This window comes from Micrococcales bacterium (genome assembly GCA_016703125.1).
Classification (GTDB): domain Bacteria; phylum Actinomycetota; class Actinomycetes; order S36-B12; family UBA10799; genus JADKAV01.
This window is the reverse complement of the sequence record JADJCR010000002.1, coordinates 494266-508477: the sequence shown is the minus strand read 5'-3', so window position 1 is coordinate 508477 and position 14212 is coordinate 494266. Positions and strand designations below refer to the sequence as shown.

The 14212-nt window shown below is 69.1% G+C and carries 12 protein-coding genes; 5 read left to right on the top strand and 7 right to left on the bottom strand.

Translation table 11 applies throughout. The annotated features are described in order from the left end of the window. Positions 1 to 15: 15 nt before the first annotated feature. From IPG68_04160 to IPG68_04145, 4 genes are all read right to left on the bottom strand, one after another. Positions 16 to 507 carry a hypothetical protein gene (locus IPG68_04160; protein MBK6762505.1) on the bottom strand — a complete coding sequence of 164 codons (492 nt, stop codon included), beginning with the start codon at positions 505 to 507 and terminating at the stop codon, positions 16 to 18. 15 nt (positions 508 to 522) lie between these two features. Further along, positions 523 to 2283, bottom strand: coding sequence for a cation:proton antiporter (locus tag IPG68_04155; protein ID MBK6762504.1), 1761 nt, complete (start codon positions 2281 to 2283; stop codon positions 523 to 525). A gap of 113 nt (positions 2284 to 2396) precedes the next feature. Then, the gene (locus IPG68_04150; protein ID MBK6762503.1) at positions 2397 to 4679 is read right to left on the bottom strand and encodes a molybdopterin-dependent oxidoreductase; all 2283 of its coding nucleotides are present in this window, start codon (positions 4677 to 4679) and stop codon (positions 2397 to 2399) included. Then, a complete protein-coding gene (locus tag IPG68_04145; GenBank protein MBK6762502.1) occupies positions 4676 to 5173 on the bottom strand; it encodes a hypothetical protein in 498 nt (165 codons plus the stop codon). Before IPG68_04145 ends, IPG68_04150 begins: the two co-directional genes overlap by 4 nt. 45 nt (positions 5174 to 5218) lie before the next feature. Between IPG68_04145 and IPG68_04140 the strand changes: the two genes are divergently transcribed. Next, positions 5219 to 5953: an endo alpha-1,4 polygalactosaminidase gene (locus IPG68_04140; GenBank protein MBK6762501.1), complete on the top strand. Its 735-nt coding sequence runs from the start codon at positions 5219 to 5221 to the stop codon at positions 5951 to 5953. A gap of 17 nt (positions 5954 to 5970) precedes the next feature. Here the strand turns inward: IPG68_04140 and IPG68_04135 are convergent, their stop codons facing one another. From IPG68_04135 to IPG68_04125, 3 genes are all read right to left on the bottom strand, one after another. Next, on the bottom strand, positions 5971 to 6621 hold the full coding sequence (locus IPG68_04135) for a dienelactone hydrolase family protein (GenBank protein ID MBK6762500.1): 651 nt from the start codon (positions 6619 to 6621) through the stop codon (positions 5971 to 5973). 189 nt (positions 6622 to 6810) lie between these two features. Next, entirely contained in the window at positions 6811 to 7905 is a 1095-nt protein-coding gene (locus tag IPG68_04130) for a hypothetical protein (GenBank protein ID MBK6762499.1), read from the bottom strand. Positions 7906 to 8154: 249 nt separating this feature from the next. Next, on the bottom strand, positions 8155 to 9321 hold the full coding sequence (locus IPG68_04125; protein ID MBK6762498.1) for a nucleotide sugar dehydrogenase: 1167 nt from the start codon (positions 9319 to 9321) through the stop codon (positions 8155 to 8157). Positions 9322 to 9397: 76 nt separating this feature from the next. Here IPG68_04125 and IPG68_04120 point away from each other — a divergent pair, with 76 nt between their 5' ends. The 4 genes from IPG68_04120 to mscL are packed head-to-tail and all read left to right on the top strand — an operon-like array spanning position 9398 to position 14079. Beyond that, positions 9398 to 9949, top strand: a complete 552-nt coding sequence (locus tag IPG68_04120; GenBank protein ID MBK6762497.1) for a hypothetical protein — start codon at positions 9398 to 9400, stop codon at positions 9947 to 9949. Positions 9950 to 10004: 55 nt separating this feature from the next. Further along, complete coding sequence (locus tag IPG68_04115) at positions 10005 to 12521, top strand: PQQ-binding-like beta-propeller repeat protein (protein ID MBK6762496.1); 2517 nt, start codon at positions 10005 to 10007, stop codon at positions 12519 to 12521. Next, positions 12518 to 13633, top strand: a complete 1116-nt coding sequence (locus IPG68_04110; protein MBK6762495.1) for a hypothetical protein — start codon at positions 12518 to 12520, stop codon at positions 13631 to 13633. The genes IPG68_04115 and IPG68_04110 overlap by 4 nt, the downstream gene beginning before the upstream one ends. A 41-nt stretch (positions 13634 to 13674) precedes the next feature. Further along, on the top strand, positions 13675 to 14079 hold the full coding sequence (mscL, locus tag IPG68_04105) for a large conductance mechanosensitive channel protein MscL (protein ID MBK6762494.1): 405 nt from the start codon (positions 13675 to 13677) through the stop codon (positions 14077 to 14079). Positions 14080 to 14212 lie beyond the last annotated feature (133 nt).

Genomic DNA, 14212 nt, shown 5'->3' with positions numbered 1-14212 from the left:
CTCCGCGTTGACGCCCTACTCCAAAGCAGACCGCACCTGCGCCCGGTGGCTCTCCCGCGCGGCCACCACGACCCGGTCACCCACCTGCAAGGGCCGGTTCGGGTCGCCCTCGAGGATCTGCGGCGTCTCGTCGCACACCACCCCGAGCACCTCGGCGAAGGGTGACAGTCGGTCGGCCACGTCCCCGGGCAAGAGCCCGAGGATCGCGGACTCGCGTGTGACCAGCACGCTGTCCACGAGTGTCTGCGGCGGCCCGAGCGCTTCGGCCGGCTCGCGGGTGACGGTCGAGAACCGCGCGCCGCTGAGTAACGAGGCGACGGCCAGCGACTGCGCTTCGTTCAGGGGAACGGTAACCATCGGTTCGTCGTCCCCGTCGCGGACCAGCAGCAGGTGACGGCGGCCGCTGTCCTCCACCAGCACGAACAACGCCGTCCCGCGGGCCAACGCCAACTCGTACCGCCAACCCACGCCGGGCAGGCGCGTGGCGTTCACTTCGATTTCACTCACCGGATCACCCTCCTGTCACCACCGCGTGAGCGGCGGGTCACTTCCCTCGATCAGCAACTCGGGTTGTTCGACATCGTGCTTCCTCAGCAGCGGGTAGCGCTTCGCGCGCTGCGCCAGGACCCGCCGCATCACCCGGCGTGGCGGTACCCCCAGCAGCAGTAGAACCTGCGAGGCGATCGTCAACCCGGCCTCCAGCGTCTCCGGAACAACCTCGATCGCCCCCGCCTCCCGCAACTCGTCCACGTGAGTCTCGTCGCGCACCCGCACGAGCACCGGCAGGTCGGGGCGGTCCCGACGCACATGGGACAACACCTGCAGCGCAGATGCCGCGTCGTTGTAGCTGATGAGCACAAGCCGCGCAGTGGCCAGGCCGAGCGCTTCCAGCACGTCGGGCTCCCGGGCATCGCCGTAGTAGACCTGCTGACCAGCGGCGTGCGACGTCCGGACCAAGCCGGGATCGAGATCCACGGCGATGAACGGCACCTCATCGGCGTGCAGGAAACGGGCCACACCCTGCCCGATCCGGCCGTACCCGCAGATGATCACGTGTCCGGTCACCGGCGGCGCGTCATGCACGTCGGCCAGCGGCTCGCCTGGTTCTTCCGGGGTGGGCGGTGTCGGTGTCAGCAAACGAGCGACCGGTCCGTTGTACCGGATGAGCAGGGCCCCCAGCACCAGGGACAGGAACACCGACGCCAGGGCGATGTCGCCCTGTGTGACGCTGATGACGTTCGCATTGAAGGCCACGGCCAGCAGCACGAGGCCGAACTCACCGCCCACGCCCACGATCAGACCGGTGCGCAGCGATGCGCGGGCGTCCCACCCGGTCAAGCGCACGAGCACCCCCACGATGATCACCTTGCTGGCGACCAGGACCACCCCGCCCAGAAGTGCCCACTGCCACATGTCCACGAGGCCGGTCGGATCGAAGATCATGCCGATGGTGACGAAGAACAACCCGAGGAGCACGTCGCGGAAAGGCCGGATGCTGCTCTGCACCTGATGGCGGAACTCCGTCTCCCCCAGGGTCAACCCGGCCAGGAAGGCGCCGAACGCCGCCGACAACCCCAGGCTGTACGTCACCCACGCGGCCGCGAGGACAACCAGCAGCACGGTGAGGGTGAACAACTCCGGGGAACGGTGCCGGGAGACCGCGTGGAGGACGGGACGCAACAGGCGTCGGCCGATCAGCAGCACCACCGCGATCGCGGCGGCGGCCTTGACCAGCGACCACCCCAGCGCGAGGCTGACCTGCCCCAGATCGGCGGCGACCGCCAGTACGGGGATGAGCACCACCAGGGGGATCGAGGTGATGTCCTGGAAGACCGAGATCGCCAGCCCCAACCGGCCGTGGCGCGTGTGGTCCTCCCCCTGCTCCTCGAGCTGCCGTCCGATGATCGCCGATGAAGACTGCGCGAACACCGCGCCGAAGACGAAGGCAACCGCCGGTGACAGGCCCAGTCGCCACCCGATCAACCCCACGACGGCGATGGTCAGCAGCACTTGGGCGGTGCCCAGGGCGAGAACCCGGGTCCGCATCGCCTGCATGTGCGGCACGGACAGGCTGAGGCCGATCGTGAACAACAAGAACACGACCCCGAACTCCGCGAGCGTCTGGATCAAGGACAGTTCGACGACCGGCCCGACGGTGTACGGACCGAGGACGATGCCCACCAGCAGGTAGCCAAGGCTGGTGGGGATGCGCAGACGCTGGAAGGCCGCGCTGACGACAACCGCAAGTGCCAGCAACAGCAGGATCTGCGGCAGGACCTCCATACGTCAGTCTTTCATGGATCGTTCGGCGAGCCCCGGGCCACCGTGTCTGCTCTCGTGGCGGGTGCTTGCCAGATAGGTGACTCAGTGACGTGCTGCTCACCAGCGTCGGCGGGTCAGCCGGCCGACGGCTCCAAACGCACCGGCACCGCGTTGAGCACCGCCGTCCCGGTGAGCGGGTCGGTGGTGTTGCTCGGCGTCAACTGGTTCACGTTCGTCCCCGTGGTGGCGCCCGGCCCCCACGCACGGGGCACCGCCGGGGCCCAGCCGTGCGGCAGGCACACCACACCCGGCATGACCGCATCCGTCACCTCGATGAGAACGTCCACCGCGCCGGTATCGGAGGTGAGGCGGGCCTGCGCACCATCGGCCACCTCGGCCCGGGCCGCATCGTCCGGATGCACCTGCAGGGTGCAGCGGTTCGACCCGCCCGTCAGTCGCGGCAAGGTCCGCAGCCACGAGTTGTTGGTGCGCAACTGCCGCCTGCCCACCAGCACCAACTCCGGCGTGGTCACCCGTGGCAGCACCTCCGTGAGCCTTCGGGCCTCAGCCGCGATCGGCTCGGGCAGTAGTTCGATGCGCCCCGACGGTGTTCGCAGCACCTCCGGCAGTCGCGGCGTCAGCGGGCCGAGATCGATCCCCGACGGCGCCGCCTTCACCGCCGCCAGGGTCAACCCGTCGGGGTGGCTGCCAAAACCGTCGCCGAAGGGGCCGCTGCGCAGGGACAGGTCGAGCAGTCGCTCAACGCCCCGCAGCGGTGCCACTGCGGCTAGCAACTCCGCGGGATCCCGCCCGGCAGCGCGGCTCGCGGGGTCGGAACCGGCACGCCGGGCGACCTCGAAGGCGACCAGATCGTCCATCTGCGCAGGCGTCGGTTCCGGGGCATTGTTCACGACCCCCGCGGCGATGGCCGCCAGCGTCAGCAGCACCTCCCCTTCATCGCGCTCACCGTCGGACAGGCTGAAGACCGGAGGGGACCACCGCGCCGCATTGCGCACCGACAACGAGGCGAAGACCACGTCGTAGTGGCTGCGGGCCAGCGGTGACGGTGCGGGCAGCACCACATCAGCGTGCCTTGACGTCTCCGTGACGTAGGCGTCAAGGCAGACGAGCAGCTCCAACTCGCCCAGCGCAGACGCGAGACGCTCCGCGTCCGGGACCGACACCACGGGATTGCCAGCCACCGTGATCAGCGCGCGGATGTGTTCACCGGTCTGAGGGTCGGGGGTGTCGATCTCCTCCGCCAGCGCCGGAACCCCGAACTCCCCGAGCACGCTGGGCAATCCGCGCACCCGCGTGCGCCGGCTGCCCGGAACCCGCACGCCGCGACCGCGACCGGGTTCGCCGAACGTGGTCGGACCTCCGGCCGGCGGCAGCGGGAACATCACCCCGCCTTCGCGGTCCAGGTTGCCGGTCAGCACGTTGATCGCCGCGATCAGCCAGGAGGCCAGCGTGCCGAAGGAGTCCGGTTGGCCGTCCACACTCAGGCCCGACGTCGACGTCCCGAGCCTGCCGTACACCGCGGCAGCGCGGGCCCCGGCGATCTCCCGGGCGAGGTCCACGATGACCTCCGCCGCCAGTCCGGTCGCCTCCGAGACCACCGCAGGCGCGAACGCAGCAGTGAGCTCCCGCACCCCCGCCACCGCATCGGCATCTACCCACGGCCCGGCGGCGCCGAGGTCCACCAGATCCTCTGCGAACAGGACGTTGACGATGGCGGCCAGGAGCAGCACGTCCGACCCCGGCCGGATGGGAAGGTGCTCGTCGGCCGCGGCCGCCGTGCGGGTGCGGACCGGGTCGACCACGACCATGCGCCCGCCGCGCGCCTTCAGCGCCCGCACCCGGCCGGGCATGTCCGGCACCGTCATCATCGAGCCGTTGGACACCAAGGGGTTCCCGCCGATCACGACGAAGAGGTCCGTGCGGTCGATATCGGGGACCGGCACCGACAGCTCGGTGCCGTACATCAGCCCAAGCGCGACTTGCTGCGGCATCTGGTCGACGGTGCTGGCAGAGAAGCGGTAACGGGTCTGCAGCGCCCGCACCAGCGCCGGCAGGTAGAACGTGCTCGTCACGTTGTGCGCATTGGGGTTGCCGAGATAGACCGCCACGGCGTCCGGACCGCCGGCCTGGATCACGCCCGCGAGCCCGCTGCGGATCCGGTCGAAGGCCTCCTCCCAGGTGGCCTCCCGCAACCGGCCGCCCTCGCGCACCAACGGGGTCCGCAACCTGGCCGGATCGTGGTGCAGGTCGCCGACCGCCACGCCCTTCGGGCACACGAAACCACGGCTGAAGACATCGTCGGCGTCACCGCGCACCGCGACCACCCGGTCAGCTTCGACCGTGATCTCCAGGCCGCAGGTGGCCTCACACAGCGGACAGATGTGAAGCGCCATCATGACGTCCGGATGTGGAAGGTGTGCCGCCACGTGCCGTCCTTGCGGTGCACCGACTCGCACCAGCCGCGAGCACCCGCGTAGCGACCGGAGCCGCCGAGCACCGGCCGGATGGTGGACGACTTCTTCGCCACGGTCGGTGCCTGCTGGTCGTACCCCGCGGTGCCACCAATGACCAGCTGGTTCTTCGCCGCCCCCACGGTGAACACCAGATCAGCGGAGCGCAGTTCCTTGCCGACCGCGGGCACTCCGACCGCCGTGGTGAGTAGCGACCCGCTCAGGAAGCCGATGGTCTTCGTGCGGCCGGGACGGGTGAGCGCGATGTGGAACAGCCGCAGGTCGCCCGGACTCGCAGTGCCGGGTATCACCGGTACGACGGTGGCGGTGACCGGCCCGTGGGCCACCGTGACGGTCTTCACGGGTTCGGCTGAGGCGACCGGCGCCAGGGAGAAGGACAGGACGGCGGCGGTGACCAGCAGCAGAGCGCGACGCAGCATGGCCCGACTGTACGCGCGCAGCCCCGAGCCGGTCATGCTGTGAGGATGTTGGCTCTGGCACTGGCGGTTGCGATCGTGCTGCCGCCGGTGGATGTGCCTGCGGACTACCAACTGGGTGGGCCGTACACCCCGGCGCCGGGGGTCGGGATCGTGGTGCGCGACTGGCGTGAGACGCCCTCGCCCGGGAGCTACGGGATCTGCTACGTGAACGCGTTCCAGACCCAGCCGGAGCAGCGTCGATGGTGGCGGCGGCACCACCCTGATCTGGTGCTGCGGGAGCGCGGCGCCACAGTCAGCGATCCGGGCTGGCCCGGGGAGTGGCTACTGGACACGCGCACACCCCAGCACCGCAGCCGCATCGCCGCGATCGTGGGCCGGTGGATCGGCGGGTGCGCGCAGGCGGGGTTCCAGGCCGTCGAGGCCGACAACCTGGACTCCTGGACCCGCAGCGGCGGCCTGTTGGCCCGGTCCGACAACGTCGCCCTCGCGCGACAGTTGGCCCACTTCGCGCATCGGCACGGCCTCGCGTTCGGGCAGAAGAACGCCGCATCCGTGGTCGGCAAACGCTTCTTCGACTTCGCCGTCGTGGAGGGGTGCCAGCGCTACGACGAGTGCGGCCGATTCCTGTCCCGGTACGGGCGCGCGGTGATCGAGATCGAGTACCGGCGCCGGGACTTCGCCCGCGCCTGTCGTGAGCGCGGCGACCGGATCACCGTCGTGTGGCGCGACCGGCTGCTGCGCCCTGCACTGCACCCGGACCATCGCTTCGGCACCTGCTGAACGTGCCCGGACGCTCCTCACAGGATCGCGAGGAACTCCAGGCTGCGTTCGAGCAACAAGCCAGCGGCCTCCGGTTCGTACTCCCCAGAATCCGGATCGGCGAACAAGTGCGCGGCCCCGGGGTAGATGTACAGCTCGGCCCGCGGCGCCGCGGCAGCCAATTCCGCGCACTCCTCGAGATCCACCCACGGGTCGTTCTCCGTGGCGTGGATCTGGACCGGCACGTGCGAAGGCCAGGGCTCCGGGAACCACCGCGGCGCGGCACCCCCGTGGTACAGCAACGCGCCGACCGCGCCCGGGCGACCCTGGGTCAGGGCCTGGGCGGCCACCGACCCCAGGGAGAAGCCGGCGTAGACCACCCGGGTCGGCAACCCCTCGACGGCTCGTGCCGCGCGGGCGATCACCTCTTGGGTCCCGAGGCCGTCGGCGAACGCCACGCCCGCGTCGAGGTCGGCGAACACACGGCCCTCGTACAAGTCCGGCGTCACCACCTCGTGGCCCGCATCTCGCAGGGCGTCGGCGAACCCGAGGAAACCCGGGGTCTGCCCCAGCGCGTGATGGAAGAGGACGACGTCCATATGCTTCAGTCCCGGCCGAACGGGTCGCGCGTGTACACCTTGTCCATCACGTCGCGGATCTCCTCGGAGCTGCGGTTGGCCCGTCGACATCGGCTACCACCTCGCAGCGGTGGACGTCCGGGCCTTCAACACCTGCTCGCACGCGATGACCTCCAACCCTGGGGACTTCAGCGTTTCACGATCCCCCGCACGCTGCAGGTGCACGACGATCATTGCCCGACCGCGTGTTCGTGATGCACGCAGCCGAGCCTCTTGATCAGTAGGGCAACCAGACACCGGTCAGCCGGCAGCGTGGGCCATGACGTCGAGCAGGCCGGCGGCGGCGGCCCTGGCTCCGCGGTCGTTGAGGTGGCCGTTGTCGCTGGCATACCCGGAGTAGAGCGCGTAGTACGTGGCACCTTCCTGGCTCCCGGAAACACGGGTTCCGTCGGGGCGGGTGGATTCGATCACGGCCAGGTCGAACAAGCGGCCGGAGTCGGCGTACTGCTGACGTACAAGGGAGTTGTACTTCTCCCGGGCAACGTTGTCGCCCGGGCTGTCGGTCGTCAGCGGGACGGTGACGTGGACGAAGGCCACCCCCGGGTACTCGTGCTGCAGTGCCGCAATCGTCTCGCGATAGTGGGCGAACACCGAGCTGACGTTCGTGCCAGCCGTGATGTCGACGTAGCAGAACTTCATCAACGCGACACCCACCTCTTGCCCGAGACCATCACGTACGTCGCCGGCGAAGTCCGTGACCTTGGAGCGTGGATCGCCGTTCGTGCCGATTTCGTCGTGGAGAATGGCGCCGCCGGTCACCGGAGCGGGAATCTCCCGCAGGGGTGGAGCGCTGACGCCGTGGTCGGTGAAGACGCCGGGAACCGCGGCCAGGATGTTCCCGCCGACCGACTGATGGCCGAAGAAGGAGCGCATGGCCGCCACCGCATTGAGGTCCTGCGTGGACAGTCCGACCCAGTCTGTGGTGGGCGGTCCGACAGGTGTCGGGCTGCGCTTCAGCACCGCTTTGACCCACCGGCTGGCCGCCCGCATGGGCGTGGCCTTGGCCCGGGCCCGAATCCCGCGCACGCTCTTGGGCAGCAGAACCTTCGCCCTGCCGTCGGTCAGGCGGCCGGACCGTAGTCGAACGCGATCGGTCGCTGTCCGGAAGCGAACCTCGGCAGCCTTGAACGTGCCTCGCACGATCACGTTGATCCGGCCGTCGTCGCGAACCGTGTATCTCACAGAGGTCGGTGCGGGTTGCTGCTTCCGGCCGGCCAGCGCCGCGGCAACCCCGCCGGGCGGGGTCGTGTCGCCGCCAGCGACAAAACCAGCCAGGACGATCGCGATCACCAGAGCCACGCTCAGCACCGCTGGCACCACCCGACGAAGCCGCATGACGACCCCCTCGCCCGCTTACCTCCACGCTACACCCGCGGGCGGGGGTGGAAGATCGTTCCCGAGCGCATACGGCGAAACAGAGGCACACGGAGTCTGGAGGTGGACGTGAGCCACCGACCTGGCGAGCAACCGGCGTACTCCTCCTGGGCGATCCCTCTTGGCCCGCACGCCGCAGGGCAAGGGCGAACCCGAGGAAACCCGGGGTCTGCCCCAGCGCGCGCTGGAAGAGGACGACGTCCGTGCGCTTCAGTCCCGGCCGAACAGGTCGCGCGTGTAGACCTTGTCCCTCACGTCGCGGATCTCCTCGGAGATGCGGTTGGCCACGATGACTGAGGACCGCTGCTTGAACTCCTCGAGTTCGGCCACCACCTCGGAGTGGTAGAACTCCGTACCGGTCAGAACGGGCTCGTACACGATGACCTCGAGGCCCTTGGCCTTCAGGCGCTTCATGATGCCCTGCACGCTGGAGGTGCGGATGTTATCCGAGCCCTCCTTCATCACCAGCCGGTAGATGCCGACCACCTTCGGCGCGAGCGCCACGATCTGCTCGGCCACGAAGTCCTTGCGGGTGCGGTTTGAATCGACCACGGCCCGGACCAGGTTCTGCGGCACGTCCCGGTAGTTGGCGAGCAGTTGCTTGGTGTCCTTGGGAAGGCAATATCCGCCGTAGCCGAAGGACGGGTTGTTGTAGCCCTCCCCGACCCTTGGGTCGAGGCTGACGCCGGTGATGATCTCCCGGCTGTCCATCCCGTGACTGGAGGCGAAGGTGTCGAGTTCGTTGAAGAATGCCACGCGCATCGCCAGGTAGGTGTTGGAGAACAGTTTGATGGCCTCGGCCTGCCGTGGTCCGGTCAGCAGCACCGGGGTATCCGACTCCAGCGACGCCTCGAGCATCAACTCGGCAAATTCCTTGCCGCGCTGCGACTGCTGACCCACGACGATGCGCGACGGGTGCAGGTTGTCGTGCAGCGCCTTGCCCTCCCGCAGGAACTCCGGGGCGAAGAGGATGTTCTGCGTCCCATGCTCCTCGCACATCCGGTCGGTGAAACCCACCGGGATCGTGGACTTTATGACGATGGTCACGTCGGGTTCCGTGGCCAGCACCTGACCGATGACCGTCTCCACCGAACTGGTGTCGAAGAAGTCAGTCGTCGGATCGTAGTCCGTCGGCGTCGCGACGATGACGAACCGCGCTCCGGCGTAGGACTCCTGCAGATCTGTGGTCGCGAGTAGGTCGAGATCCGCGGTCGTCAGGAACTCCTCGATGTCGGCATCCTCGATAGGTGAGCGGCGGGCGTTGACCGCGGCCACCCGCTGGGCATCGACGTCGAGGGCGACAACGGTGTGCCGCTGTGCCAGCAGCACCGCGTTGGACAGCCCCACATAGCCCAGCCCGGCAACGGCGATCTTCACCCGCCCATGATAGGCGCGCCTCTTGTGGCGGGCCGGTGTCGTCCGGCAAGGTGGGTCTGCCACTGAGGAGGCCCCCATGAGACTCGCATCCGTCATCGCCGGTACCGCTGTGCTCGCAGCCGCCGCCAGCGCCCCGGCAGTTGCCGCCGACAAGGTCCCCGTGAAGTTGAAGATCAAGGACTGTGACGGGTGCAGCATCTCGGCCACCTGGAGCAAGACCGGCAAAGTCACCGGCAAGTACCGGTCGAAGACCAAGAAGGCCGCAGGTGCCTCCGACACCCTGCAGTTCATGGTGCCCAAGGGCTACTACTTGTATTTCGCCGGGACCAGCCCGCGGGCGCAGGTCGACGCCGCCACGATCCTGGTGACGCGGTTCGTCGGGGCGGCCAAGGGCAGCACCGTCTCCCCGAGCCAGGCGCAGACCTTCAACGACGGCGCCTCCTACTGCCTCATCGCGAAGAAGCGGACCGTGAAGGCGCAGGCGGCGCTGGTCCCGAGCGGGAAGCAACCCCTGCTCGCCCTGTGGGCGAACCCGCAGCTCAAGGCGCTGGGTACGAAGGCCGAGGACGGGATCAAGGGCGTGTACGGCACCCAGAACAACCTGCCCTGCGCCGGCCAGTACTACTGAGGACCAGGCCGCACGTTCCGCCCAAAGGGGCCGCGACCGGACTACCGTGACAGGCGTGAAGTCCCTCGCTGCTGCCGCCGCTGTGATCGCAGTGACCGCCGGCGGGATCGCGTGGGGCCAGTCGCCGCAGCAAACCCCCGCGGCTACGTCCAAGACCGAGCCCGGGGCGTACTGGCCGACCATGCGTCACGACTTGCGCAACACCGGCGCCTCTGACCTGCCCGGCCTCGACCCAGGCACCCAGCCGTGGTCGTTCCAGACCGGCAAGGGCATCTTCTCCACGCCGGTGATCGCCGCCGACGGCACGATCTACATCGGATCGGCCGACCACAACCTCTACGGGCTCTCGGAGGAGGGCGAGGAAGTCTGGCGGTTCGAGACCGGGGAGATCATCGACACCGCCCCGGCACTACTCGATGACGACAGCCTGATCGTCGGCTCCGGCGACGAGAACATGTACAAGGTCAGCACCGACCCGGCGGTGCCACCCCACCAGCGGGTGGTGTGGACGTTCAAACCCACGCTGCCCACCGTCGAGGGGCAACTGGTCAACTGGTGGGAGGGCAGCCCCAACATCGGGCCCGACGGTGTGATCTACCAGGGCAACACCGGCGGCGGAGCATACGCGGTCAACCCCGACGGCTCGCAGAAGTGGGCGTACCAGGCCCAGAACTCCGTGTGGACCGTCCCCGCGATGGACGACTCCGGGGTCACCTTCTGGGGTTCGGTCGACCTGCGCCTGTTCGCCCTGAACCCCGACGGCACGCAGAAGTGGCAGCGCACCACGCTGGGCTACGTCACCTCGTCCCCTGCACTCGGGCCCGACGGCACGCTGTACGCGGGGTCCTTCGACGGAACCATGTACGCGCTGGACTCCGCCGACGGTTCGGTGAAAGGGAAGTTGCAGACCGGTGACCACATCTACGCGTCACCGGCACTGGTCGAGGAGGATGGGCAACTGCAGCAGATCATCATCGGCTCCACCGATGGGCTGCTGTACTCCGTGGACCCCGACGGCAACGTGCTGTGGACCTACGACACCGGCGCCCCCATCCGCAGCTCGCCGGTGGTCGGACAGGCGCCAGTGACCGGCGGCACGCCCATCGTGTACACGGGCTCAGCCAACGGTCGCGTGTTCGCCGTCAACGTCAACGACGGATCCCTGCGCTGGAGTTTCGACACAACCTCAACGCAACCGGCGCTGGCCAGCCGCAACCAGCTGAACTCCTCGCTGGCGCTCGGCCCCAAGGGCGTCTACACCGGCAGTCAGGACGGCGCGGTCTGGTACGTGCCCTACGACTACTGCCTGCGAGACGGGCCGCGCGATCTGCGCTGCGACGAGGCCGAACTGCCGGCCGACGGCCTGTACCTGTTCGGCGTGGACGTGGGCGGTCGGTTGGTGCCGCAGGGACAGCCGGTGCAGATCAGTCCCGCGGGATACATGACCGGGCGGATCGTGGTGCGACGCGAGGGCCGCACCGTGCCGGCCCGGCTGGTCCCGGCACCCGACCTGCAGCGACTGGTCACGGTAGAGCCGGATGTCGACGTCGACGTCTCGGTGTCCGGTGACGGCAGGTACGTCTTCGTGCGACCCCTGGAGATACTCGCCGCCGACACGACGTACCGGGTGACGTTGGCGGGGGTGGTCACCACCGGTGGCCCCCGACTGGGCAACGTCGAGGTGGGGACCGGTGACCTGCAACCGTTCGAAGGGTCGTTCACCGTGCGTACCGGTACGGACGGCACGGCGTGGAACCCGCAGGTCGGCGCCGACGCGACGTCGGGCTTGTCCTTGTCGCGACTGGCGGTTCCGCTGCCGCCGATGCTCACCAGCGTCAACCAGATCGGCTTCGACTTCTACGACTGGATCGGTGGTGCCGTGCAGACCGCGCCCGACGCCACGGTTGTGTGGTTCGTGGGCGCCAAGCGCGACCAGGAGGGCCGCATCGTCGCCGACCCGTCCTCGCTGTTCTCGTTCCCGGTCGCCGGCAAGCAGCGCGACGGCACCTTCGCGTTCAACGCCAGCGGCGTGAACCTGTGGTTCACGTTCGGGCCGGTCCCCCTGCAGCGCTTCGACCTGCGGGGCACGTTCGGGGCGGACGGGACGGTCCGGCCGGATTCGCAGTTCCTGGCCGAGGCCGTGTGTGCCGACATCCCGGGCTACGGTTCGCAGATCCCCGCCACCGGCATGTGCGACACGCAGGGGGTGATCACGGCCGGCGGTACGTTCCTGGGCCAACAGGCCCAGTCCCCCGCCCTGCGCCGGGTTCCGGGCATGAAGATCGGCGAGATCAACTACGCCCCGGGATCGCCCTCGACGGTGTCGGCATCGGTCGACGTACCGACGCCCTACACGACCGACGACCATTTCGTGTCGATCCTGCTGGTCGATGACGACGGGCAGCCGGTCCCCATCGACTACTACAGCGCGACGTCGATCCAGACGGACGGGTCGAAGCAGATCACCGGCGTCACCGTCACGGTCGACAAGCCCCTGCCGCCGTCGTTCCGCGCCATCGTGATGACCGACGCCTTCCCCGCCCTGACACAGGACTTCGGGGGTGCCGGATGATCCGGGCGTTCATCGACGGCGTGCTCGCCGTGCTCCTCGCGGTGGTCGTCGGCGTGCTCGTCGCCCTGGGTCTGGCCCAGCTCGGCCTCACCGACACCTCATGGTTGCGGCTGGGGCCCTGGCTGGCGGGAGTGGGGTTGCTCGGAGCCTGGCAGCAGGACGTCAGCTCCTCGGTGGCAGGTGGGATCGGCTGGACGACGACGGCCAGCGGCGCTCCCCTGCTGGTGACCGGGCTGTCCGCATGGTTCGTGGCGCTGCGCGCCCGGCGGTCATCGTGGCTGGGCGCGCTGCCCGCCGCAGCAGGCGCCGGACTCGCCGCCGCGGTCCTTGTCTTCGGCACTCGCACCTCGGAAACGGTCAGCAACGAAGCTGGGACTGTCACCACGACCGAGGGCCTCACCTGGCTGTGGACCGGCGACCGTCCGGGAACAGTGGCTGGTGCCGCGCTGCTCGTGGGAGGGGTCTGGCTGCTGCAGACCGCCGGCTCCCGCTGGTGGCGCGCCGGCCGCGGGGTGGCGTGGTCGCTGCTGCTCGGGCTGGGCGTGGTACTCACCGCCGGGCTGGCCGCCGCGACGGTGTACCTGACCAGTTCCACAGAAGTCGGGCTGGCCGTGGCGATGCTCTACCCCCTGGCGGGGGCGATGGCGCTGTTCGCACTCGGGGGCGCACCGGTGGACACGGGGCTGACCCGTCTCACCCCCGAAACTCTCAGCGTGGGCACCTGGTCACAAAGCCTTCTCTACGGGGTGGGCGGGACCGTTGCGGCACTACTGCTCGCGGCGCTCGTCGGCCTGGTCATGCGGGTGGTGAAACACCGCAGTACGTGGCTCGGCGCGATCACGGTGACTGCCGCGCTGGCAGCCTTCCTGGGGTGGGCGATGAGTTCGCAGGTGCTGGTGCCCGAGGCGCTGGGTGCGCCGTCCCGGCTGTGGGTCCAGCCACTGGCAGCCGCGGCCGTCGGGGCGGTGCTCGCCGCCGTCGCCCGCTTCTGCGCCGGACGCCCGAAGCCCGGTCCGGAAACTCCGGCGACGCCCCCGGGGCCGACGGGCGCCGACTCCGACATCGAGTCGCTGCTGGCCGAGGTGGCTCAGGGACCCGCGTCCCGCCCCTGAGCCACGGGCATACGATTGGGCCGTAGGGGAAAGGAACAATCATGCTCAAGGGCTTCAAGGACTTCATCCTTCGCGGAAACGTCATCGACCTCGCAGTCGCGGTGGTCATCGGCGCCGCCTTCACCGCCCTGATCGGGGCCTTCAACACCGCCCTCATCACGCCTGTGGTCAACAGCTTCTTCGCCGTGCTCGGCCTCGACAAGGACGGCCTCGGCGGGACAATCGGCCTGCCCGGCGACCAGGTGATCAACCTGGGCCTGATCATCGGCGCGATCATCACCTTCCTGATCACGGCCGCGGTCGTCTACTACGTCTTCGTGGCCCCGATGGTGGCAGCCAAGAAGCGGTACGGCAAGGCGGAGGAGGCCGGCCCGACCACCGAGGACCTGCTCGCCGAGATCCGCGACCTGCTCAAGGAGCAGAACACCCCCGACGGCCCTCGCTGACGCTGGGGCGTATCCGGCGCCGCTGCTGGCCCAATTGTGACGACGGTGCAGGGCCGCCACCCCGCCGTGCGACGAAGGTGCACACTCCCACGCACCGCAGCCATCGCCAAACTCACAAACCGACCGGCAGCAC

Coding starts and splice junctions, on each gene's coding strand:
- IPG68_04130 (MBK6762499.1), bottom strand. CDS start 7,905: ATGCGGCTTCGTCGGGTGGTGCCAGCGGTGCTGAGCGTGGCTCTGGTG.
- IPG68_04135 (MBK6762500.1), bottom strand. CDS start 6,621: ATGTCGACGGGCCAACCGCAGCTCCGAGGAGATCCGCGACGTGATGGA.
- IPG68_04155 (MBK6762504.1), bottom strand. CDS start 2,283: ATGGAGGTCCTGCCGCAGATCCTGCTGTTGCTGGCACTTGCGGTTGTC.
- IPG68_04140 (MBK6762501.1), top strand. CDS start 5,219: ATGTTGGCTCTGGCACTGGCGGTTGCGATCGTGCTGCCGCCGGTGGAT.
- mscL (MBK6762494.1), top strand. CDS start 13,675: ATGCTCAAGGGCTTCAAGGACTTCATCCTTCGCGGAAACGTCATCGAC.
- IPG68_04150 (MBK6762503.1), bottom strand. CDS start 4,679: ATGATGGCGCTTCACATCTGTCCGCTGTGTGAGGCCACCTGCGGCCTG.
- IPG68_04120 (MBK6762497.1), top strand. CDS start 9,398: ATGAGACTCGCATCCGTCATCGCCGGTACCGCTGTGCTCGCAGCCGCC.
- IPG68_04110 (MBK6762495.1), top strand. CDS start 12,518: ATGATCCGGGCGTTCATCGACGGCGTGCTCGCCGTGCTCCTCGCGGTG.
- IPG68_04145 (MBK6762502.1), bottom strand. CDS start 5,173: ATGCTGCGTCGCGCTCTGCTGCTGGTCACCGCCGCCGTCCTGTCCTTC.